Source organism: Brevundimonas sp. SL130 (assembly GCF_026625805.1).
GTDB lineage: Bacteria > Pseudomonadota > Alphaproteobacteria > Caulobacterales > Caulobacteraceae > Brevundimonas.
The window spans coordinates 3400843-3424479 of sequence record NZ_CP113064.1 but is presented as its reverse complement, the minus strand read 5'-3'; the positions used below and the strand labels follow the sequence as shown (position 1 = coordinate 3424479).

Annotated in this window: 20 protein-coding genes, 1 tRNA gene and 1 pseudogene; 19 read left to right on the top strand and 3 right to left on the bottom strand. The window is 61.0% G+C overall.

All coding sequences use genetic code 11. The features are described 5' to 3' along the window. Nucleotides 1–2: 2 nt before the first annotated feature. The 9 genes from OU998_RS16590 to OU998_RS16550 all read left to right on the top strand — a co-directional run bounded on the left by OU998_RS16590 (nt 3) and on the right by OU998_RS16550 (nt 5017). On the top strand, nt 3–458 hold the full coding sequence (locus OU998_RS16590; protein ID WP_267514749.1) for a chemotaxis protein CheW: 456 nt from the start codon (nt 3–5) through the stop codon (nt 456–458). After that, nucleotides 455–1315 (top strand): CheR family methyltransferase, encoded by an 861-nt coding sequence (locus OU998_RS16585; protein WP_267514748.1) that lies wholly within the window; start codon nt 455–457, stop codon nt 1313–1315. Before OU998_RS16590 ends, OU998_RS16585 begins: the two co-directional genes overlap by 4 nt. After that, a complete protein-coding gene (locus tag OU998_RS16580) occupies nt 1315–2355 on the top strand; it encodes a protein-glutamate methylesterase/protein-glutamine glutaminase (protein ID WP_267514747.1) in 1041 nt (346 codons plus the stop codon). Before OU998_RS16585 ends, OU998_RS16580 begins: the two co-directional genes overlap by 1 nt. A 17-nt stretch (nt 2356–2372) precedes the next feature. Then, entirely contained in the window at nt 2373–2762 is a 390-nt protein-coding gene (locus tag OU998_RS16575; RefSeq protein WP_267514746.1) for a response regulator, read from the top strand. Next, nucleotides 2759–3304 (top strand): chemotaxis protein CheD, encoded by a 546-nt coding sequence (locus tag OU998_RS16570; protein WP_267514745.1) that lies wholly within the window; start codon nt 2759–2761, stop codon nt 3302–3304. Before OU998_RS16575 ends, OU998_RS16570 begins: the two co-directional genes overlap by 4 nt. After that, nucleotides 3304–3645 (top strand): hypothetical protein, encoded by a 342-nt coding sequence (locus OU998_RS16565; protein WP_267514744.1) that lies wholly within the window; start codon nt 3304–3306, stop codon nt 3643–3645. The genes OU998_RS16570 and OU998_RS16565 overlap by 1 nt, the downstream gene beginning before the upstream one ends. A gap of 4 nt (nt 3646–3649) precedes the next feature. Beyond that, nucleotides 3650–4243, top strand: coding sequence for a response regulator (locus OU998_RS16560; protein WP_267514743.1), 594 nt, complete (start codon nt 3650–3652; stop codon nt 4241–4243). A gap of 10 nt (nt 4244–4253) precedes the next feature. Then, complete coding sequence (locus tag OU998_RS16555) at nt 4254–4724, top strand: hypothetical protein (RefSeq protein WP_267514742.1); 471 nt, start codon at nt 4254–4256, stop codon at nt 4722–4724. Nucleotides 4725–4940: 216 nt separating this feature from the next. Further along, nucleotides 4941–5017: transfer RNA gene (locus OU998_RS16550), tRNA-Arg, on the top strand. A gap of 461 nt (nt 5018–5478) precedes the next feature. Here the strand turns inward: OU998_RS16550 and OU998_RS16545 are convergent. Further along, nucleotides 5479–5900, bottom strand: a pseudogene (locus OU998_RS16545) (acetyl-CoA hydrolase/transferase C-terminal domain-containing protein). Nucleotides 5901–6060: 160 nt separating this feature from the next. Here OU998_RS16545 and OU998_RS16540 point away from each other — a divergent pair. Continuing rightward, on the top strand, nt 6061–7209 hold the full coding sequence (locus tag OU998_RS16540; protein ID WP_267514741.1) for a hypothetical protein: 1149 nt from the start codon (nt 6061–6063) through the stop codon (nt 7207–7209). Between the two features lie 605 nt (nt 7210–7814). Here OU998_RS16540 and OU998_RS16535 read toward each other — a convergent pair. Beyond that, the gene (locus OU998_RS16535; protein ID WP_267514740.1) at nt 7815–8273 is read right to left on the bottom strand and encodes a helix-turn-helix domain-containing protein; all 459 of its coding nucleotides are present in this window, start codon (nt 8271–8273) and stop codon (nt 7815–7817) included. Between the two features lie 33 nt (nt 8274–8306). Between OU998_RS16535 and OU998_RS17120 the strand changes: the two genes are divergently transcribed. The 9 genes from OU998_RS17120 (at nt 8307) to OU998_RS16495 (ending at nt 23083) form a co-directional block, all read left to right on the top strand. Next, the gene (locus OU998_RS17120) at nt 8307–8558 is read left to right on the top strand and encodes a helix-turn-helix domain-containing protein (protein WP_420709766.1); all 252 of its coding nucleotides are present in this window, start codon (nt 8307–8309) and stop codon (nt 8556–8558) included. Nucleotides 8559–8782: 224 nt separating this feature from the next. After that, on the top strand, nt 8783–9589 hold the full coding sequence (locus OU998_RS16530; RefSeq protein ID WP_267514739.1) for a TnsA endonuclease N-terminal domain-containing protein: 807 nt from the start codon (nt 8783–8785) through the stop codon (nt 9587–9589). 1 nt (nt 9590) lies between these two features. Then, on the top strand, nt 9591–11762 hold the full coding sequence (locus OU998_RS16525; protein WP_267514738.1) for a Mu transposase C-terminal domain-containing protein: 2172 nt from the start codon (nt 9591–9593) through the stop codon (nt 11760–11762). Then, nucleotides 11759–12712, top strand: a complete 954-nt coding sequence (locus OU998_RS16520) for a TniB family NTP-binding protein (RefSeq protein WP_267514737.1) — start codon at nt 11759–11761, stop codon at nt 12710–12712. The genes OU998_RS16525 and OU998_RS16520 overlap by 4 nt, the downstream gene beginning before the upstream one ends. A 515-nt stretch (nt 12713–13227) precedes the next feature. Further along, entirely contained in the window at nt 13228–14595 is a 1368-nt protein-coding gene (locus OU998_RS16515; RefSeq protein ID WP_267514736.1) for a hypothetical protein, read from the top strand. Between the two features lie 390 nt (nt 14596–14985). Beyond that, a complete protein-coding gene (locus tag OU998_RS16510; RefSeq protein ID WP_267514735.1) occupies nt 14986–18066 on the top strand; it encodes a beta strand repeat-containing protein in 3081 nt (1026 codons plus the stop codon). Nucleotides 18067–18826: 760 nt separating this feature from the next. Beyond that, entirely contained in the window at nt 18827–20260 is a 1434-nt protein-coding gene (locus OU998_RS16505) for a hypothetical protein (protein ID WP_267514734.1), read from the top strand. Between the two features lie 95 nt (nt 20261–20355). After that, nucleotides 20356–22581 (top strand): RHS repeat-associated core domain-containing protein, encoded by a 2226-nt coding sequence (locus OU998_RS16500; protein ID WP_267514733.1) that lies wholly within the window; start codon nt 20356–20358, stop codon nt 22579–22581. Beyond that, a complete protein-coding gene (locus OU998_RS16495) occupies nt 22532–23083 on the top strand; it encodes a hypothetical protein (protein WP_267514732.1) in 552 nt (183 codons plus the stop codon). Before OU998_RS16500 ends, OU998_RS16495 begins: the two co-directional genes overlap by 50 nt. A 132-nt stretch (nt 23084–23215) precedes the next feature. Here the strand turns inward: OU998_RS16495 and OU998_RS16490 are convergent, their stop codons facing one another. Then, nucleotides 23216–23569, bottom strand: a complete 354-nt coding sequence (locus tag OU998_RS16490) for a TrbC/VirB2 family protein (RefSeq protein WP_267514731.1) — start codon at nt 23567–23569, stop codon at nt 23216–23218. Nucleotides 23570–23637 lie beyond the last annotated feature (68 nt).

Genomic DNA, 23637 nt, shown 5'->3' with positions numbered 1-23637 from the left:
CCATGAATGAAGCCAACGACTCCCAGCGCGAACTCATCGCCTTTCGGATCGGCCAGCAGGAATTCTGCGTCGATATCATGTCGGTGCGTGAGATCCGGGGCTGGACCCCGGCGACCCCGCTGCCCCGCTCGCCCAGCTATATGAAGGGCGTGATCAACCTGCGCGGCACCGTTTTGCCCATCATCGACCTGGGCTCGCGGTTCGGCCTGGAAACGTCCGAGCCTACGGCCCGTCACGTCATCATGGTCGCCCATATCGGCGGCCGGATGGTCGGTCTGCTGGTCGACGCGGTTTCGGACATTCTGGAAATGAACGACGCTTCGGTTCAGGCGACGCCTGACGGCGCCAGCGATCAGGTGAAGACCTTCGTCAAGGGAATCTTCTCGATCGACGGCCGTATGATCAGCTTGATCGAACTGGATCACATCCTGCCCCAGGTCGAGGCGGAAGCCGCATGAGCGCCGCTCCTGGACGGGGGTCGATCGTAGAGGGTGAATTCGTCTTCACCGCCGACGACTTTCGTCAGATCGCAGAAATGCTGCACGCCCATGCCGGCATCGCGCTGAACGAAGGCAAGGCCGCGCTCGTCTATTCGCGCCTGGCCAAGCGCCTGCGGACCTTGGGCCTGTCCAGCTTCCGTGACTATTGCGCCCTGGTCGAGGGCGCCGATGGGATCGACGAACGTCAGAAGATGACGGCGGCCCTGACGACCAACGTCACCCGCTTCTATCGCGAGCCGCACCATTTCGACGACCTGCGCGACCGCGTTCTGCCCAAGCTGGTCGAGCGGGCCCGCGCCGGCGGCCGGGTGCGGCTTTGGTCGGCGGCCTGTTCGAACGGGCAGGAGCCCTATTCGATGGCCTTGACCCTGCTGTCGGTCCTGCCCGAAGCGGCGGACCTGGATGTGCGCATCCTGGCCACCGATATCGACCCGAACATGGTCGCCCAGGGCCACGACGGCACCTATTCCGAAGAGGCGCTGGAGCCGGCGCCGGCTACGCTGTGGCGCAAATATTTCAATCGTTCCGATCGCGGGAGCTGGACCGCCGGCCCGCAACTGAAGCGGCTGGTGTCCTTCAAGGAACTGAACCTGATCGGCGACTGGCCCATGAAGGGCAAGTTCGATGCGATCTTCTGCCGCAACGTCGTCATCTATTTCGACGATCCGACGCAGGAGCGGGTCTGGAGCCGGTTCGTGCCGCTGATGCAACCCGGCGCCACCCTCTATATCGGCCACTCCGAGCGCGTCGCCGGGCCTGCCGCTAACAAGCTTCAGACCGCAGGTCTGACCACCTACCGCCTAGGAGCCACATGATGAGCGCCAAGATCAAGGTCCTGGTGGTTGACGACAGCCTGACGATGCGTGGCCTGATCTCGGCCGCCCTGAAGTCGGATCCCGAGATCGAGGTTGTCGGCACGGCCGCCGACCCGATTGAGGCGCGCGCCGCCATCAAGGAGCTGAACCCCGACGTTCTGACCCTGGATGTCGAGATGCCCAATATGAACGGGCTGGAATTCCTCGAAAAGATCATGCGGCTGCGGCCCATGCCCGTGGTCATGGTCTCGACCCTGACGGCGGCGGGCACGGACGTCACCCTGGCGGCCCTGGAAATCGGCGCTGTGGACGCCGTGGCCAAGCCGGCCGTAGCCAGCGTCGACGCCTTCCACGACCTGATCGACAAGGTGAAGACGGCGGCGCGCTCGCGCGTCCGGGCCCGCACCGACATACCGGCGAGGACGGCGGCGCCGACCACCTATCGTCCCGCCGCCAACCATATCCTGGCCATTGGGTCATCGACCGGCGGGGTGGAAGCCCTGTTGACGGTTCTGAGCGGCTTCCCGGCCAACTGTCCGGCGACCATCATCACCCAGCACATGCCGGCGACCTTCACCGCCAGCTTCGCCGCCCGTCTGGACCGCGTTTGCGCGCCGACCGTGACCGAAGCCTTCGAAGGCGCCCAGTTGAAGACCGGGCACATCTATCTCGCGCCCGGCGGCGCGGCTCACCTTGAAGTCACGCCCGGCATGACCCCGCGCTGCCATCTTGTGCAGAGCGATCCGGTCAACGGCCACCGCCCTTCGGTCGATGTCATGTTCGACTCCGTCGTGAAGCTGAAGCGCCCCATGACCGGCGTGATCCTGACCGGGATGGGCCGTGACGGCGCCAAGGGCCTGAAGGCTATTCGTGACGCCGGCGGCCGCACCCTGGGGCAGGACGAGGCGACTTCGGTCGTCTACGGCATGCCCAAGGCCGCCTTCGAACTGGGCGCCGTGGAACGGCAGTTGCCGCTTCATCGCCTGTCCTCCGCCATCCTAGAACTGTGCGCCGAATCGGGCGCGCGGTCGATCGCCTGACCCCCGGGAGCGCCCCCATGCCCGCAGCCGCCTCTCTACACTGCCTGGTCGTCGATGATCAGATGACCATGCGCTCGCTGGTTCGCACCAGTCTGCAACAACTGGGCGTGCGCGAGATCCGCGAAGCCGCCGACGGTGATATCGCCTTGCGCGACATCATCTCGAAGCCCGCGCACCTGATCATTTCCGACTACAACATGCCCAACCTGGACGGGCTGGGGCTGCTGCGCGCGGTGCGCGCCCACCCCCCGACGGCCAAGACCGCCTTCATCATGCTGACCGGTCGGGCCGACCGCGAACTGGTGCAACGGGCGGTGCAGTTCGGGGTCAACAACTATCTGGTCAAGCCCTTCACGGTCGCTCAACTGAAGGGCAAGCTGGAAGCGGTGTTCGGGGTTCTGACATGAGCTTCGCCGCCCTCAAGGACACCAAGGAAAAAAAGGTGCACGTCGGGCAGGGCGAACACCATATTACGCGCGATCCGGACGTCGTGCTGAGCACCATCCTGGGCTCTTGCGTCGCCATGTGCCTGAGGGACCCGGTCGCCGGAATCGGCGGCATGAACCACTTCCTGCTTCCTGAGGGCTCGGGCGCCGGCACCGACGCCGGGCGTCGCTACGGCGCCTACGCCATGGAACTGCTGATCAACGAAATGCTGAAGGCCGGCGGGCGTCGCGAGCGGCTGGAGGCCAAACTGTTCGGCGGCGGCCGCATGTTCGACAGTCTGCGCGATGTTGGGCGTTCCAACGCCGATTTCGCCGAGAAATTCCTGCGCGACGAAGGCATTCCCGTCGTCGGCGGCAGCCTTCGCGGCGACGGCGGCCGGCGGGTGCATTACTGGCCGGTGACCGGCAAGGCCATGCAACGCGCTGTGACCGACACCGTGGCGCCCAAGCCCATCCCCGTCGCACCCCCTCCCGTCGATACGGGCGCCCTGGAGCTGTTCTGATGCATGCCCCGCCTGAACACGCGCAACTTCTGGCCGCTATCGCCGACGAGCTGACGCGCGTGCGCGAAGGCATCGATCACGTCGAGGCCCTGGTCAGCCGTCTGGTGCGTCGGTCGCCGCCGGAAGAACGAGCCGAGGCCCTGACCGAGGCCCAGGCCCTGGACGCTCTGACCCAAAGGCTGGAAGCCCTGTCCGGCGTGCTTCGCATGTTGGGCGACGGCGCGACGCCTGCGGAATCCGTAAGTCGAATATCCCTGGCCGACATGGCGGTGCGTCTGCGCCCCGCCGCCGGCGTACAGACGGCCGGAGCTTCGGACTCGGGCGATCTGATGTTGTTCTGATCCCGTGCATAAGACGCCGGACAAGATCAATCTGGCGCATTCGACCGTTCTTCTGGTCGATGACCAACCGGCCTCGCTTGATCTGCTTAGCTCGATCGTCCAGGGTTTCGGCGTCCGAGAGCAGCTGAAATGTCATGCGGCCAAGGACGCTGTCGAACTGCTTCAGCGTCGGGCGGTTGATCTCATCCTCGTCGATTGCGCCATGCCCGAAATGGACGGCTACGACTTCGTCCGCTGGCTGCGCCGCGAGGCCGCTGAACCCGCGCGTTTCACCCCCGTCATCATGATTCTAGGTCACGCCGCCCATGCCCGCGTGGCCCGGGGGCGGGACTGCGGCGCCAGCTACATCGTCGCCAAGCCGCTGACGCCGTCGGTTCTGCTGAAGCGCATAGCCTGGCTAGGCGTTCATTCCCGCGACTTCGTCGAGGTGGAAACCTACGTCGGCCCCGATCGCCGCGTTCGCAACTATGGCCCGCCGCCAGGAGAAGAAGGCCGGCGTCAGACCGATCTGTCCGGAGACCTCGGCGAAGCCGTCGAGGCCAATATGGACCAGGACACGATCGACATGATGCTGAAGCCCATGAAGGTCAATTTATGAGTATCGCGTCATGACCCCGCCCCCAGAGCCACCCCGTATCCGCAAGGTGCGCACCTCGCTTCAAAGGCAGATGGCCCGCCCCGGCGGCATCACCATAGAAGAAGCGGTCGAGCGGGCCGAACAGGGCCTGGAGAGCCACCGCGACAGGATCATGGAGATCCTCCAGGCCCAGGTCGATCTTTTGAACCGCCTGTGTCGCCGCCGTCCGCCGAAAGCGGACAGCAAGATCTATGCGCTGGCGTCGGCATTGGTGGACCTCGCCGGCTTTCTCGAAATCCCGCCCTTCTATACGGCCGCCTACAGCCTGTGTGAGGCGACGCATCAGATGACGGCCGCCAAGACCTGGTCCTGGCCCGCAGTCGAAGTTCACGCTCACGCCCTCACCCTGATTCTGGCCAACGGCTGCGAGGGCGGCGAGGCGATTGATCATCTGCTGGCGGGCCTGCACGCCGTCGTTCAGCGGGGCGCGACCGCCAGTTAACAGACGACGCCGTCTCGCGGAACAGGGGTGAAACGAATCAGGACCGAATCGGCGACTCTGCCGGATTCGTCGTTTGTTCCCCGCAACATATTGTATCTTAACGTCGATTAACCACAACTCGCCGAGGGGCCGCTGTGGCGTCTTCGCCGCCAAAACGACCGATCCGGCTCGCAGCCATCTTCCCCCGCATCGCCTGAACCGCTAGGTCATCCCCGTGGCCCCGTAGCTCAGCCGCATAGAGCAAGGCTTTCCTAAAGCCGAGGTCGCAGGTTGGAGTCCTGCCGGGGTCGCCACTCACCTGTTGTCGGTACAATTTAAGCCTGACATGGTTTCACATTAAGGATGTCATAGGCAGCTTGGTTGTGGCTCTTGTGCTTTAAAATGTGCAGCAAAACCAGATTGTTGACGGAATGAGTTGAGGTTTCACCCTCAGGCAGGCTTAAGTTGTGAAACGTTCATGGTCTTCAGCTGTGATCGGTTTGGGAGCCTAAACGGCGTCGTCTGAATAGACGGAGGCTGCCTGTGCAGTCTTCTGCAGAATCGCAGGGACCGATTCTCCCCACGACCTTCTGGCACTTTTACTGCTCGGCACCGTGTTGCCATCAGGCAGGCGTCGATCCAACCGCGAGGTTAGGAAAGTTCACTTTGGATCAAGATCGGTCCAGATTGTGAAAGCCTGGATCTGACTCAACTCGGCCCTCAGAAAAGTCCGCTTCTAGGCAATCAAGGCCATCGCCTTCGCGTGCGCCGCTAATTAGTCACGAAACTGCGGCGCGGCCAAGCGGATCAACGCGCGGGCTCGCGCGGCGGTGCTCAGGCCCTTAAGGTTGCCGACGCCATATTCTGTAACGACGATGTGGACATCGTTACGGGGCGTTGTGACCGGGCCGCAAAACGTCGAGACGATGCGCGAGCCGGCGCCGCCCTTGCGGTCGCGCGGCAGGCGATGATCGATTTCCCTGCATTGGACGTGTAAGCCCCGCGCACGAAATCGATCTGGCCGCCGGAGCCCGTGAACTGGCGACCATTCAGGTGCTCTGAACAGCAGGCACCATTGAGGTCGATCTCTAGCGTGGCGTTGACCGAGACCATTGCGTCGTTCCGGGCGATGACGTGGACGTCGTTGACGTAGAACACCGGGTGATCCTTGATCGCGGGGTTCTCGTCCAGGTGCATGTCTCAAGCTTGAGCGCGCCTGACGTTGCAGGGCAGGCGTCTCGCGAAAGGCTCCGGCGCCTAAAGCCGATTTCGTCCCCCGGGAAAGACTCGGGAGGATAATATTGTTTTTGTTTTGTGCCGGCCCCCGACAGTACTCTCGCGACAGAGAATCGCGACGGTGAAAGTCTTGACGAGCCCATTCGCAACCGGTGGCGGCGGCACGCATCTCGAGGCCCGCGTGGTCGCCGCCTTCTTGACGGCGGCTTTTGCCGAGGCGCCCGCACGCGGACTCCCCGGGGGCTATGTCGAGAAGGTTCTGACTCAGCGAGCGGCCTTTGGGGAGCCGCTCGATGATCTGGTCGTCACCTCTCGCATGAGCGATGGGGCCGTCGGCAAGCTTCATCTTCAGGTCAAGAATGAGCTGTCCTTTACGGACAAGGACGTCAACTGGACCGCCAGCCTTGCGCAGGCGTGGGACACCTTCCGGACCTGTTTCGACGAAACGCATGACCGCCTCGGGGTCGCCATCGGCGTGTTCAACGCACGGGCCGACAAACACTATCAAGCCGTCCTGAGCTGGGCGACGCAGAGTCCGGGCGGCGACAACTTTGTCTCGCGGATTTCAAAGCCGGATTTTTCACACAAGGACCGGGCCGCCTTCGTCGAGACGGTTCGCCAGACCCTCGCCGCGCACAGCGGTCAACCCATCGACAACGACACGCTTTGGCGCTTCCTTCGCCGCTTCGTCATCCTCCACTTCGACATCGGCGTGGATGCCGGGTCGCGTGATCTCGAAGCCGTGCACGATCGGATTCGCGGATACCTTCCGGACGCCGATCGCGACCGGGCGAACGACCTCTGGGCGCATTTCGTCAAGGTGGCTGGTGAGATGACGCCGGCAGGCGGCGGCGCGACGCGCGCAACCCTGCTCGGCGGCTTGAGGGCGGACAGCCTTCCAACCGGCCTTCCCGGGCGTTTCCGCGCAGACCTGGAAATCATCGCCAAGGCCTCGGACAGGGTTCTGGCTTCGGTGAAGGACAACATCCACGGGCTGCGGCTTCACCGCTCGGGAGCCTATCGCAAGATCAAGGCCGCTCTCGAGGAAGGGCGTTTCGTGCAGATCGAGGGCGAACCCGGCGTCGGTAAGTCCGCCCTTCTCAAGGAGATCGCCGAAGAAGCCCGCTGTACCGGCCCGGTGCTCGTGCTCAAGGACAGCCGGATCAGCGTCTCGAAGCGCCGCCGCTCGGCTCGCTGCTCATGCGGTCAGGCCTCGACGAGGCGCTTGTCGGTGTCCTCGGCCAGAGACCTCAGGAACTTGATGTTGTGAGCGCGCGGAAAATAGAAGGTGTAAACGAGCAGGAAGCAGATGTACGCGCGCTCGGCCGCTTGATGCAGATTGAACGCAGCGTCCTTCATCCGGGTCATGACGCGGGATTTTCGCTGAGCAATCGATCCCATGGCTGACCAGCGTATCAGTCACCAGGTGCCCAGCTTTGTGGCTCCCTCTAGTCGTGTTCACGGCACGGTTCGCATGACCGCCCCTGGCGCCGAGCTGCCGGCTACCGCGTCTCACACTCGGCGTTACGCCGCTTACCTCTGTTTTACGGCTCGGTCGTCCAGAATTCCTTCGAATACCGGTACATTAACGCTCCCCCGCCCATGAGGATCGCGATGACGAAGGCAAGAGCCGCGCGCCATTTTATCGTCCCCTCCGGGCCCGTTGGGGACAGAGCAGCAACGATTAGGGACAGAATTGAAATGGCCAAGAAGGTCCAGATTGCAGCCCACCGCGGGCGGGGAGTTGGCTGTGATCCTTCCGTGAGTTTTGGGATAGCGCCCGCCCGCTCGACCCCGGTCGCTGCTCTGATCTCAGCGTCGTCGTTGTAGTCATGTTTGTTGGCGGGAAAAGCAACCACTTTGCCGTCGTCATCCTCATCCATTGGTCGGTGCCCCCAAGGCTGCTTTCCAAAGCCGTTCGACATGTCGAAGGGCGTCCTCATCCTGATGTCGCGGACCGGTCGAGATTTCGCGCATCACATCGATAATCTGATCTTCGCTCGGATTCAGGCCAAGGCGTATGGCCAAGTCTTTCAGTGAGCGCTTGAGCGCGATGTAGCGGTCCCAATCCCATCGAGCGCTGCCGTATTGCACGACATCCTGCGGCCCTTCCAAAAGCCAGATCAGATCGATGTCATAGTCTCGCGCGAGAAGCAGAAGGAGGCGAGCCGGCGGGTCAGACTCTTCTCTTTCCCAAGTCAGGTAGGTCCGTCGAGGAAAGCCCAGTCGATCAGCAAACGTCGGTGCATTGAGACCCAAACTGTTCCTGACGGCTGACAGACGTCGCCCAAAACCACCTCGCGAAAATTTGCTTGATGATGTAAGATTTTGCACGTTATCTTAACGCCTGCAGCTAGGGGTCGCGCGATGGTAGACGATAAACGACACGCGAAGATCAAGAATGCTTTGAACCTGAAAGGCATGAGCCTTTCGGATATTGCTCGGTCCCTCGATGTGTCCCCGTCCTCTGTGTCGATAGTCTCTCGTGGCTTTAGGCGATCAAAACGCATCGAGCAGGCTATCGCCGATGCGCTCGGCCAAGCTCCACAAACCGTTTGGCCTGATCGTTACAGGCTGGTGGTGGGCGGACAGCAGGAGGTGACCTTGACCGACCGATAGCTTCCGCTTCCAACCGCTAGACAAAGAAAAAACCCGCGCTCGGTAAAGCGCGGGCTTTTCTCCGGGCGAGCCCTGAGGTCGTTGGTTCCGACCCTCGAAATCTCTCCCATAATGCATATCGCGTCAAGCGATCCCGCGCGGCTTCAGCGGGGACGCATGGGGATTTGCGCGCCTGGCGGCTGGCCTGATCCACATTGCCCGCACAGCATTTCTGGGAAAATCTCATGTTCGATACACCTTCAACACAGGGTGTGATCGCCCGCGCTCGCTCTACAGCCACCGATAGATCGACTGCCGGCATAACCCTTTCCGGGGCGATTAGGTCGGCACTCAGCCCGCCAGGCCACCACGAGTATGTCGTCTCCGGCAGGCTGGTGCTGCCGGAGAACGACCGCCCGATCCGCAGCATCATCACTGGCCGGCGTGTTCAAACGACCGGCAGCTACGCCAGTCGCAAGGCCGGACGCTCTCAGGTGTTCGAGAGCATGACAGAGCGTGCCTTCTTCATGCACTGCGAGGTCGACACGCATGTCGTGGATTACCGCGCTCAGCCGTTCCGATTCGAATTCCACCTGGACGGACAATGGCGGACCTATATCGCCGACTGTGTCCGCCTGCTTGGCAGTGGCCAAGTAGAAGTTGTCGAACTGAAGAGCGATCTACGTGATCTCAAGGACATCGACTACCAGGCCAAGCTTGAACGGGTACGAAGCCTCTGTCGCCAGCTGGGATGGCGGTTCACTGTCGTGAGGCGCCGACATCTAGAACGGAACTTGACCGTTCATCGGAACATCGAGTTCGTGCAGCAGGACCGACTAACCGACTTCGACGATCTCGACATCTATCGTGTCACAGGCGCCCTTAAGGAGGGGGCGCGACCGTTCGACGAGGTCACAAACGTCCTTGGTCGCGGCGTCACAGGCGCCGCCATCGTTAGGGCGATGATGGTCGCGCGAATAGTCGATATCGACCTCCGTCGTCCACTCAGCGGCGAAAGCTCGGTCCGCCTTCTCCAGTCTAAGGAGATGTGAGGTGGGGATCGATTTCAGAAAGGGTGAGCGCTGGCTTTTGGATGGGGCGCCGATTGTCTTCGATCAGGCTTTGACAAGCGATTTTCTCCTGTTCCTGCACGAGGAGAGCCTTAAGCCGGTTCAGGTTGAAGACGACGATGGTTGTCGAACGCCGGATATGCCCTGGGTAATCGAGGCTTACGCCGCAGGTCGCCTGGTTCGTCGCCGCCACCCGGGCGCCTATGTAGCCCGGCGGCTTGAGACGGAGCGAGAATATGACCCCGAGACCATCCGTAGGCTGGATCCCAGGGCACGACTGCGGCTTTTGGTTTTACGCGAGTTGGATTGCCGCGGGCTGCATAATGGATCTGAAAACACCATTGGCGTGGCTGTTGCCCGGATCTGGCGAGAAGGGCGACTAGCTGAAGAGTTTGGAGCGCCGCCCTCACCGCGCACGGTCATTCGCTGGATGGGGAGGGGCGTTCCAGGTGATCGCAAGCTTCGGGATGTGATGTCTCTGACGGGACGCGTGCCTCGGTCGAAACGCTTAGCTCCGGAGGCCCAGGCGCTGATTGATCGCTGGGTGCAGAGGTATTGGCGTGATCCTTCCAAGACCATGGTGACGGCTTATGCGCAGTGCGCCGTACGTGTGATGCGCTTGAGCCGTTGGCGTGAACTCGCGGGTAGGGAGCCTGTGAGAACGCCCAGTTTCGAGACCTTTCGGAGACAGATCCAGAAGACCCGTACGCTGGAAAACAGCATGCTCAAATCCGGGAAGAAGAAGGGCCGAAGCCAGATGAAGGCGATCGCAGGCTCCATGACCGCTCGGCGATCGCTTCAGCTAGGATGTATGGACCATACGCGCCTGGACGCGGTCGCGGTGTTGGATGGGGATTGGATGCTGCCCATTGGCAGCCCGTGGCTGACGCTGTTGATCGATGTCAGATCGCGCTGCGTGGTTGGGTTCGTGCTGAGTTTCGAGCCGCCCTCGATCTACTCCGTAATGGAGTGCCTTCGTCGCGCGGGTACGCCCAAGGTCCGCTTCAAAGAGGAGACCGGCCCAGCCCGGAACCTGGTCGAAGTATTTGGTCGTTTCGACGAGATCGTGGTCGACAACGGCAAGGAGTTCGCCGGTCTATCCTTTGAGGACGCACTCTCGGACATTGGGACGACGCTGCGCCTAGCACCGGTGGCTACGCCGGAGCACAAGGCCATCGTCGAGCGCTTCTTCCGCACGCTCAATCAGCTCCTGATTCACCAGCTTCCTGGCGCGAGGCTCCCAATCCATACGCTCAGGGAACTGGGGTATGACCCGGCTGCCAGGGCCGTGCTGACCGTCGAGCAGATTGAAGACCTAATCTGGGATGCGATCCGGCTGTATCATCTCGAGCGCCATTCCACGCTGGGCGCCGCCCCAGCAGCCGTCTGGCAGAAAGATGCCCAACGGTACGGAATTCCCGTCCACAGCGATTTGCGTCAGCTTGACAAGATGTTGGGCGCCGTCGCGGAGGGGCGCCGGCTCAGCCGGTCAGGCATCGAAATCCACGGTCTCCAGTATCGCTGTGCTGCGACGGTGCAGAAGCTCCTGAACGATCTCGTGGGATCGGCTCCAGTTCGAGGTCAGCGCCGCTCAGGATCGATGACTTGCAAGGTCAAAGTCAAATACAATCCCGCCAATATCGCAGAGGTGCACGTGTGGCACCACCTCGAGCGCCGTTACTATACGCTTCCTTGCTGCGATCCTGAATACGCCCAAGGCATGTCTTTATGGCATCACAACAAGCTTAAGGAATGGGCCAGGGCGGCGGATCTAGCCTTCACGACCCAACAAGATCGACTTCAGGCACGAGCAAAACTTGCGGCTAAGGTCGATCGGCTATTCCCTGATATTACTCTTCGTCGGCGTAGCGCCGTTGCTCGGATCAAAAAAGCGCCGGTTCAAACATCGATGGAAGGCGTCGTCGAGATGCGCTTCGCGACCTCTCGCCACGACGGTTTGGCTCCGGTCATCGATCAAATCTGCCTTGCCTCGTCTCGAACCGACGCCGGTCTGGCATCGTCGCGACCGGCGCCCCGTAAAAAGGCCAAGTCATCTACCCGACGTCGGCAGCCAACGGCCACCAAAGCCATGCCGGTAACCCTAGAGGAATTCGGCCCCGGCGCTACCGGTTTGGACTGGAAAGGGTTTGAATGATGTCCACGCTCAAGTTCCATTCAGTCCGATCGCCGTTGGCGCGAGAAAGCACCTCGGGTGCAACAAACCGAATGGTCGCAGAACGAATTGCGCAGTTCCGGACGATCTTTGTTCCCTATCCGCTGCACGTCGAATTTCATTCCCGGTGCGATTACCTGATGGAACTGGGACGGGCCACGAAGGGGCAGCCTCAGCGTGGAATGCGTGTTTTGGCGCCTTCGGGTTCCGGGAAGACGACAGCGGCCCAAGCTTTTATCCGCGACGTCGAGTTGCGTGATCGCTCTGAACCAGAGCGTAGACGCGTCATGCATGTTTCGCTCGACCGCGCTACAACGGTGAAGAAGTTTTACACATCGATCCTCCATAAATTTGGCGACAGCTGCCTGGGACGATCGGACGAGATCACCCTGAAATACAGGGCGCTCGGATTTTTCGAGCAGATGGGCTGCGAGCTACTGTTCATCGATGAAGTGCAGCACATGGCGGCTGGTTCCGGAGACGTGACTGACAGCCTCAAAAGTCTTCTGGATCTCGGAGCGATACCGATCGTGTTTCTGGGCACCGAAGAAGCCGGCGAGATGTTCGCCCGAAACCTTCAATTTAACGCTCGGCTCCTTCAGCCCTGTGACTTTCCTCGCCTGCGATCGACTCTCGACGGCGATCAGAGGCTGCTTCGCGGGTATTGGGAAAGGTTGGACGCTGAGATTGTCCGACAAAAACTGATAAGCACGTCTTCAGGACTGTTCGATCCAGATTTTCTGAGCGCTCTGCATACAGTCGCGGATGGCGTAATCGGTCGCGTGTCTCGCCTCACCGAGTCTGCCCTGGAGATCGCGCTTAGGCGCGGCCATGAGGCGATCCAGCTCGAAGACTTTCATCTGGCGACCGAGCGCTGGGCCTTGCCGCAGGGGTTTGTAGGCCGCAACCCGTTTGCCGAGATTTGCAGATGAACCCTTTGTTATTCGTGCCGTCTCGTCGCAAACTAGTCGTCCAACCTGTGTTGGAAGAGGGAGAAAGTCTGGCTGGATATCTGTGCCGCGTGGCTAAACAGAACATCCTACACAGCCCGCGCACCTTCCTGCCGGCGGGGGTGCGCTGGCCGCCGGTGAGCATCTCTGAGGCAGCTGTCGCTGAGATCGTTAACGAGCTCGGCCTGGACGCCGCGAAGGTGCAGGTGCTGTTCGACCGCGGCCACAGCGCGCGGTACTCTCCCAGGATTCGGAGCTGGAGCTGGCGCAGGGTCGCGCCGGCGGCGCTCCGGCAAGCTCCTTATCATCGAACTACTTGGCAGTTGCGACCGCTCCCGTTTTGCCCCGAGACCTGGGGCGCCGTCATCGAAACCTGCCCAAGATGTCAGTCGAAACTGACTTGGGCGACTAATGCGATCGATCGGTGCGAGACTTGCCTGTACGATCTTAGCCGCGCGGAGCTTCCATCGGCCCCTCAGGCAGAGCGGGAGGATCTGGTGGTCCTCTCGCGCCTGTTGGAGGGCAGAGGCACAGGTGATTTTATTCCCAGCTGGATGAGCTTTCTTTCAGTTGAGCAGCTCGCAACCCTGCTAACGGCGACGGGCGCCGCGATGGAACCAAAGATCGGGCGTAGTCCAGATCAGGAGTATAAGTGTCTGCGTCTGGGGCTCCAGATCGTAAAAGACGCGCCAGACTCAATTGATGCGCTGCGTAATGTCGATCAAAACTTGCCTGCGCATCCGTTCTTTGGTCGGATAAGAAAGGCCGCAAAATCTCATTGTTTCGACGTGAATCGAGCGCTCCGGCGTCTTATGGGACCTGAGCCGCTCTTCTACGGAATTCTCCATCTCAAGTCTCTCCGCGAAAAGCAGAAGCAGATGACCGCCACTCAAGTGGCGGCGCGTCTCAAGATTGAGCGCTCCCAGCTGCGAACGCTGATCGACGGCGGGGTGTTGGGAGAACGGAAGGGGCGTGGCGTTGAGCGCGTACACGATTGGTTCTCCGAGGACGATGTCGCGCGGCTTGATACGGTTTTGCGAAGCAGGGTCTCGGCGTGGAATTGGGGGCGTCGGGTGGGGTTGAGCAATGTCGATGTGCGGCAGCTTCTCGCCGCGCGGATTATCGAGCCTTACGTTGCGGCCTCAGCGCCTGATCTCTTTCCGGGGCTTCAGTTGAGCGCCGCAAGCCTTGCTGGTCTTGAGAGAATGGTCCAGCTGGCTTGTGTGGGCGCCGGCAGCGGCGATAAGTGGTTGCCGGTTGTTCAAGTGTTCCGCCGCTTGGGAGGCGGCTACAAGCCTTGGGCGGGATTCTTGAGCGCGGTGGCCGACGGCCGTTTCAAGCACGCTTTGGGGCGAGGTGGGTCTGACGTGCTGCATTTCCAAAGACTCTGTATCCATCCAGATGATGCATTGGCGCTGACAGGCAGGCTTTGCCAGGAGCGCGGCCTGCAGGTATGGGGAGCAGAGGACTTTGGCGCTTATCGACCCATCATACTCTCTTGGGGCGAAACAGAAAGTCTTCTGAACTGCTTTCCGGCTGATATCGCTCGATTGCTGGAGGCTGGCTATTTGCAGCGACGCCAAGATGATAATCAGTCTGGGATTGATGCTGAATCGGCGGAGCGATTCTGCAAGGAGTATATAAGCGTTTCGGAACTGGCGGCCATTACGGGCCGAAATCCAAATGCGACGGCGAGCCGGTTGTCAAAGGCCGGATGGCATCGGCACGAGTCGGGCTTCTGGCCGCGGGAGGCCCTTTCGGAAATGGTCACTGCGCTGCAGCCAAGGGCGATAGCGTCATTTGAGGATGGCTGTTTCGGCAGGGCGGCGGCTCGGGCGCCTGCGGGAGAGGCACCATGGAGGTAGTCCGGCATATAGCCTGGGCGGTCGGTCTTCTGCTGCCGATAGGACCATCGCAATGATGCTCTTTGGGATGCTGCTCGCCGCCCTGAACGCTGGGGCATGCTTCCTAGAAAAATGCCGCCGGGAATGGTACGCTCGTTGGTGGCGAGCGATAGGATCTTGTTGTCGCGAGCAGAGGACGGGCTGAGCGAACGTCGGCGCGCGCCTCTCCACGGTTGCACTTTACTCGGACAGCCGCCGCGTCGCTTCGTAGCGCGCTTCCCGTCTTATTCTCACATCCTGCTTGTTGCGCAAATGCGAGCTTGGGCTCGCTGAATCTTTCGGCTGCCTGTCATTTCTGCATTGCGGCGTTTCTCAATCGTGGGTAGGTGAAGCTACGTAGGGGGACGTTCAATGCGCTATGTGGGTCGGGGTGTGTTTGTCGCGTCCGCGATGGGGCTTTCGGCCTCTGTGCTCTGTGCGGGCGTGGGGCAGGCGCAGGTGTCCACGACCTATACCTACGACGCCCTGGGCCGTCTGAAGACGGTGACCAACGCGGGTGGGGCGACGGTGACCTATGCCTATGACGCCGCCGGCAACAGAAGCCAGGTGGTTGTTGCAGGCGCTCAGACGGCGCCCGCGGCCTTTGATCTCGGATCGCCCGTGACGGGCGCGACGGCAGGGGCTTGGGTCTTGAGCGCTTCGCCGGTCGTCTCGGGCTTCACCGGTGCGGCGGCGATTTCCGTTACGGGCGGCGAATACCGCATCAACGGCGGATCCTGGCAAACGGCGGCGGGGACGGTCAGCGCCGGACAGTCAGTCCAGGTGCGGGTCCAGGCGCCGGCGACGGCCGGAGCCAGTCAGACGGCCACTCTGAACATTGCGGGCGTGACCGACACCTTCCAGGTCACGACGGCGGCGGCGGCGGACACGACGCCGAACGCCTATGACCTCGGCGGGCCGGTCACGGCGGCGGCGGGCGCCTGGTCGAGCTCGAACACGGTGACGATCGCGGGCATAGATGCGGCGGCGCCGGTGTCGATCAGCGGCGGCCAGTACCGGATCAACGGCGGGGCGTGGACCACAGCGAGCGGAACCGTCACGGCGGCCCAAACGATCCAGGTGCAGGTGCAAGCTTCAGCGACGGCTGGAGCGAGCCAGACGGCGACGCTCAACGTCGGCGGCGTGACCGACACCTTCCAGGTCACGACTGCGGCTGCCGATACCACGCCGGATGCCGCCACCTTCCAGGACATTACGATCAACTCGAACGACCCCGATGTCGGCTGGATCGGCACCGAGAGCTTGGTCACGGGCATCAACCAGCCTCTCGTTCTGCGGATCGAGCGCTACAACTACAGCGGCGATCTGGACGCAGCCTACATCGATTATCAGGTCTTCGATGCTGCCGGGACCATGGTCGATAGTGGATATTATCAGGTTCGAGGAAGCGATTACCAATACAAGGATGTGACCGTTCAGAACGGTTACCGTGTAAAGTACTTCGCCCATGGCATTTCCGCCGCAGGTCGCCGATCAGGTTCGTGGAACATGACCGTTTGGCGCATGGACGGTTCCGGGGTGAAGTGGAGCGAACGCAATGTCAGCGTCACAGTCGACGCCGACAACAACTACAACGTCGCTGATACGACGCCGGACGCCTATGACCTCGGCGGCCCGCTGACCGGGGCCTCGGGCGCCTGGTCAACCTCCAACACTGTGACGGTCGCTGGGATCAACGCTGCGACGCCGGTGTCGATCTCTGGCGGGCAGTACCGGATCAACGGCGGAGCCTGGACATCGTCCAGCGGAACGATCACGAACGGTCAGACGATCCAGGTTCAGGTCCAGGCGCCGACAACAGGCGGGGCCAGCCAAACGGCTACGCTGAATGTCGGCGGAGTGACGGACACCTTCCAGGTCACGACGGCCGCAGACTATACCCTGGACGCGCTGAACTGGACGAACATCTCTGAAAGCTCCTCATCGACCAATTTGGCGACGGGCGGCAATGGGCTCGCGCTCAGTGGCGTCAACAGCAATATTGATCTGCGGGGCACGATCAGCGGGCTGAGCGGCACTTTGTCAGCCGGCTCGCGCCTTGAGATGTGGGTCAATGGGTCGATGAGGTATCATTCGACCAATCTGGGCAACGGCTCTTGGGCAGGCGGGCAGTTTGCGCCGGGCGAGAACGTCCAGTTCGTTGTGCGGGCTGTGTCGGCTGACGGCGCTCAGCGGTCGGGCAGTTATACGGTCACGGTCCAGAACATCACGACAGGCCAGACCGTCGATACCTTCACCGTAAACCAGACCGCGGCTGTTCCTCTGCCGGACACCACGCCTAACGCCTACGACCTCGGAGCGGCTGTCTCTGGCGCGGCAGGCGCCTGGTCGTCCTCGGCGACGGTGACCGTCTCCGGAATCAACGCGGCCGCTGCGGTCTCGATCGCCGGCGGTCAGTACCGGATCAACGGTGGGACCTGGACGTCTTCAGCCGGAACAATCACGAACGGCCAGACGATCCAGATCAGGGTGCAGGCGCCGACGGCGGCAGGCGCCAGCCAGACGGCGACCCTCAACGTCGGCGGAGTGACGGACACCTTCCAGGTCACGACGGCAGCGGACTACACACTGGATGCGCTGAACTGGACGAACATCTCCGAAAGCTCCTCATCGACCAACTTGGCTACGGGTGGAAACGGCCTCGCGCTTAGCGGCGTCAACAGCAATATTGATCTGCGGGGTACGATCAGCGGGCTGAGCGGCACTTTGTCAGCCGGCTCGCGCCTTGAGATGTGGGTCAATGGGTCGATGAGGTATCATTCGACCAATCTGGGCAACGGGTCTTGGGCGGGCGGTCAGTTTGCGCCAGGCGAAAACGTGCAGTTCGTGGCGCGGGCGGTGTCGGCCGACGGCGCTCAGCGGTCGGGCAGCTATACGGTCACGGTCCAGAACATCACGACAGGCCAGGCCGTCGACACCTTCACCGTAGGCCAGACCGCAGCGGTGGCGGCGGCCGATTATACGCCGGACGCCTTCAGCAGCTTCACGGATCAGACCGCCGTGACCAATGATCCCACCGTGTCCTTCGGTCCGTCGCAGACGGTCACCGGCATCAACCAGCCCATCGTGCTCAGGGTCGAGCGCTACAACTACAGCGGCAATCTCGACGAGATCTATGTCCACGTCTATCGCGACGCTGGATCGGGTTGGGTCTATCAGGGGACCTTCGACCCCCGCGACACCTCGAACTATCAGTATGTGGATGTGTCCGTCACGAACGGAAACAAGATCCGTTATACGGTAGAGGCGAGTACAGTCGAGGGCCGCAAGACGGGGACGATGAACATGGTCGTTTGGAACCAGTCTCAACCGGGGGGTGGGGTTCAGCTGTCCAGTCGAACGGTCAACATCACGGTCGACAACGACAACAACTATTACGGACTCGAGCCCTGTGTTCCGCCACCTGGGCAGGAAATATGTGTGGTTGATTAAATCAACGCGGAATGTTCGTTCTTAATAGTGAAATATGTGAACAATGTATTTTGTCCATCATGGCTTCGAGTTCAGAAATATGATGTGGGTTCGGGCTCGTTCTTCTCGGAGATCATCCGCCGCGAATTGCTGGTTTCGCGGTGACGTGACGTGCCATGGTGTCGGGCATTCTGGCGCCATGGGGAGAGATTTTGATCTGGGGCGGATTTTCGTGGGAATCATGATCGGCGCCGTTGGCGCCTTGTTCATGAGTTCCTCTGCCTTGGCGCAAGATCCGTTTGCGGGTTTCCCTGAGGCGCCTAGGATTCAGACGCGTGACGAGGTTGGGGTCGATTTGCGGTCTGGAGAGTATCCCGTACGCAGCAGTCATAGGGCTATCGGACCTAAAGACGCGACGGTCTTGCAGGTCACGATTAACCCTCTGACCAGATCCTCTGACAGGAGTACGCCAAGATTTTCCCGAGTTGATCGATTTTGCCCGTTTATAAGCGAAAGTCCAGGCAGTAATAACGGTTATAGCTGCGGCGGGGAATATAGATCGTATAGGCTTGGCCATGAAATTATTGTATTTCAAGTTGACCCGTTTAACCCGTATGCGTCTCATGTGCTTAGAGATGGATCTCTTGTTGTTGATGGTGAAGAATATATAGTTGTTTATAGATCTGACGGAACGCTTTGGAGATTTAAAAAAGTACCAAACTTCAATGTTGGGGGGTGGACAAATGCTGAGCCCAAGACATATGCATGGCTGGAATCAATCGTGAGTCCTGATGGTGCAGAATTAATCTATGATGATACGGGTGTTTGGTCAAGTTACGGCTATAGATGGCAATATTCGCCTTCGAACACGCATCCATTGCTGAATCTGAGTTCGTCTTACTGCCCGACCGGCGCGGCAAGTTGTGCTGGTATCGAGATCTTGAGTCGAGTTGATGCAATCGGTGTTTTGCAGACTCAAGGAAATGGAAGCTTTGCGGAAGCGCGTAACGTCAGCGTCACGAGTGCCGAAGGGGTCGTTATCAATTTGACGCAGGAACTCATTGGGGCTGTTCCGGCGGCTATGACCGGCTCGATCTTTTCCGCCTACTGTGGTGGACTGCATGGAATGCGGACGCGGACACTGAACAATCAGGCCGGCGTCTGGACCTATTCTCACACAGCAAAATGGGTGGGAGGGGGCGAGCATTGGTATTGCACTGACGTCAACTCCAAGTCGATAGATCCTAACGGCGGCGTTTTGACGGTGTCCGGAGATCCGGGGCACATCAATGTCACGGACCGGCTTGGGCGTTTGACCCAGTATGTGATGGAGGTTTGGAACGGTACGAAATATGAGGACTATGCTCCCACGGAGACGGGAAAGATCCTGAGTGTGGTTTATCCGGAGGGGAACCGGGCTGATTACGAGTATGTGCGCAACAATCTGTCCAAGGTGACGGAGACGCCCAAGGCGGGTGGGGGCACGGCGCGGGTGACCTTCCAGGCGTCGTATCCGAGCGACTGCTCCGAGACGACGATGAAGGTCTGTAACAAGCCAATCTACACGATCGACGCGAGAGGCGGGCGAACGGATTACAGCTACCACGGCCCAAGTGGCATGGTAGAGACGGTGACTGGACCCGCTGGCCCGGACGGGGTGCGACCGCAGACCCGTTATAGTTATCAGCAGCTTGAAGCCCGGATTCTCAATGCTTCGGGGCAATTGGTCCCCACGGGGCGACCGATCTGGAAGCTGGCCTCCGTGTCGCAGTGCCGGACCCAGGCGAGTTGCGCCGGTTCGGCAGACGAGACGATCAAGACCTATACTTACAACGACAACCTTCTTCCCATTACGGAGACGACGGCTGTCGGCGACAACTCTGTCGCTCCGGTCACGACGGGAACGACTTACGATGCGGTCGGCAATTTGGTGGCGACTGACGGTCCGTTGCCGGGAACTGCAGACACCACCTATTTCGTCTACAATGCCTATCGCGAACTGGTTGCGACGATCTCGCCGGATCCTGACGGCGCGGGGCCGCTGCCTCGAACGGTCGAACGAAACGTCTATAACCTGGACGGCAAGCCTATCCGTATCGAAACCGGAACAGCCCAGAGCGCCGACGCGTCGGATTTTGTCCTCAGCCGCTTCAAGAGGATGACCTATGACCCTGCCACGGGTCGTTTGATGAAGGTGGAGGACGTGCTGCCATGAGGTGCTCTCCCGCCTTCCTCCTTGCCCTATTTGCGGGCTCGATCGGTATTGTTGGGACGGGCGGCACGAACGCCCGGGCCGAAACGATCGTGAGCGTGCAGCAGCGCGCCTACGACGCCGTCGGCCGCCCGACCTGCACCGCGGTTCGGATGAACCCGGCGGCGTTTGGAAGCTTGCCAGCCTCGGCCTGTACGCTTGGGGCGGAAGGCAGCCAAGGGCCGGACCGGATCGAACGCAATGTCTATGACGCGGCGGGGCAAGTGTTGGAGGTGCGCCGCGCCGTCGGCACGTCGCTGGAGCAGGTCTATGCGGCTTACACCTATTCTCTGAACGGCAAGCCGACCTCGGTAACGGACGCCAACGGCAATAAGGCGTCGATGACCTATGACGGCTTTGATCGTCAGGTGGCCTGGAACTTCCCCTCGACCACGACGCCGGGCCAGGTCAGCACGACGGACTACGAAGCCTACGGCTATGACGCGAACGGCAACCGAACCTCGTTGAGGAAGCGCGACGGCCGGGTGATCGAGTATACCTACGACGCCCTGAATCGGATGACGTCCAAGATCATCCCGGACGGCGGCGGTCTGCCGGCCTCGGCGACGCGGGACGTCTACTACGGCTATGACCTGCGGGGGCTGCAGCTCTACGCCCGGTTCGACAGCGCCACCGGGGAGGGGGTGACCAATAGCTGGGACGGCCTGGGGCGGATGACCGCCTCTAGCCTGAACATGGGCGGGGTGACCCGCACCTTCAGCCATCTCTACGATCTGAACGGCGCGCGGACCCGGCTCTTCTACCCCGACGGCCAGTCGGTCGAGTACAATCGCGACGGCCTGGGGCGGATCCATACGGCCGTGATGAACGGCTCGGACCAACTGCTGCACCCGCAGTATGACGCCCTGGGGCGAGCTTCGGCCCTCTATCGGCTGAACGGCGCGAGCTGGGGCTCGCCGACGACCTACGGCTATGACGGCCTGTCGCGGCTGACGAGCCTGACCCACGATCCGGTCGGGACCGGCTACGACGTCACGACCGGCTTCGGCTACAACCCGGCCAGCCAGGTGACCAGCCGGACGGTGTCGAACGAAGCCTATCGCTTCAACGACCACGTCAACGTCACCCGCAACTATGCGGTCAACGGGCTGAACCAGTACACCTCGGCCGGCCAGGCCAGCTTCACCTATGACGCCAACGGCAATCTGACCGCTGACGGTCAGGGCGGGACCTACGTCTATGACGTGGAGAACCGGCTGATCGCCGGGCCCAACGGCGCATCCCTGGTGTGGGATCCGCTGGGGCGTCTGTTCCAGAGCTCCAGCAACAGTCAGGCCGCCACCCGCTACCTCTACGACGGCGACAAGCTGACGGCGGAATACGACGGCTCGGGCAATCTGCTGCGGCGCTACGTCCACGCCGACGGCTCGGACACGCCTCTGGTCTGGTACGAAGGATCAGGTGTGACCGCGCCCCAGTACCTCTACGCCGATCACCAGGGCTCCATCACGGCCCGGACCAACGCCTCGGGCGCGGTGACCAACGTCAACACCTACGACGAATACGGCATCCCCGGCGCGGGCAACACCGGCCGGTTCCAGTACACCGGCCAGGCCTGGCTGCCGGAGCTGGCCATGTACCACTACAAGGCCCGCATCTACTCCCCGACCCTCGGTCGCTTCCTCCAGACCGATCCCATCGGATACGAAGATCAGATCAATCTGTATGCGTACGTCGCAAACGATCCGGTGAGTAAGAGCGATCCGACGGGTATGCGTGGCAATCCGCTGACAGAATTTGCAGAGCGACTAGCCCGTAGGGCCATTGTGGATGCCGCCCGTCGCGCTGCTGTGCGACAAGCTTGGGCTATGGAGCGAAAGTTGGTGCAGCAAACGGGGGCAGGATCGCGAGAATGGACAAAGAGTCAAACTCGGGAGTTGTTGTCCACGGGGCGGGTGCGTGGCTTTGATGGACACCACATTCGTGACGTTCAAAATCATACAGCTGATGCTGGAAATCCTGACAATATCAGATTCTTGTCTCGTGCTGAGCACGCAGATGTCCATCGAACAACGGGCGGCACGCGTGGCACCACATCCGGCGATTTGATTGATCGCTCAGCGGGAGGGACTATTTCCCATCCTCCCGCGGCTCCCTCACAAACGGCGTTGATGCAGATTCTTGCGGGAACGTATACGGCGGTCCAAGTAATCAGTTTGTTCGATCCGATAGATGTCATAACCAACCCTGATTACGGACGTATAGAGTCTCTCGATGAAGCCCTTGCACCGAAAACTTGCCACCCTTCTGTCCGGTACTGCTGACGGCCAACCTGTTATGGTGGAGGGCGGATTTCTTTGGATGCCCAGGCCTGAAATTGCACCCGCAGCTTACCGCCATAGAGTCTACGATGGGTTGAATGCGGACGGTCTTCGACAGGTGGAGGGCCGCTACGGGGCAAGGGCAAACAAGTATGCCCTAGAATGGCTGAGTGCTGCGAACGGAGCACGCTTGTTCGATGGAGCCCTGATTCTAAAGGGCTTGGTAGCATCCGAAAAGCGCGACCCGACGAGCCCTCTTGGTCAGCCAATATCGCTAGACTTTGGTAATCTCCTCGGAAACCCTACCTTTGCTAGCGCCGACCACTTCATTGCTGGCACGTTCATTTTCGAAGATGATCTCCTTCCGATCATTTTGGACAGCAATGGTGAAGTGGCGGTTTTTGAAGATGGTGCGGAACTGGAACGGTGGGACTCAATCTGGGACTTTATCGCAGATAGTGGAAAATGGATTGTCACGCATCAGTCCCCAAAAAGCAGGCGGTGAGTGTGTCAGATCGGTCCAGCATCGGGGTCACGTCGTCAGGAGACGGCCGAAAAGCAGTTGCTGGATGAGTTGTTGGCGGGCGAGTTGCAGACATTCGCAACTTTTTCGCGGTCTTAGAAACGAGTTCCTTCTCTATCTTCGGACCGCTGCGCCGGCATAGGGATCCGCCGAGCTATTCATCGTTCGCGAAGGCGGCGTCAGAACGGTTGGGCTCATCATCTGCGGCGTCGCTCGTTCGCGCTCTAGATTGTGCGTCGCGTCTCTAAAACCGAGCGCAATCGTGGGCGCACCAAACAGGATGAAACACCCCAGGACAATCCGCAGCCCACGCCGAAGATCCAGGCGTCCGTTCAATATGAGGTAGCCGAGGGCGGCGATCGAGATGACCGCCAGGCTTGTCGCTACCGGTCCGGTCAGGACGTCGGCGATCCACTGGGCGGCGACCGACAGCGCATTCGTCTCGGGCGGTGGGGGGAGGACTGTCATTCTAAGACGCCGCTCAATTCAAGAGACTTGGCCGACGCCGGCTGGATAGTCGCCTCTGGCCTGTGGCT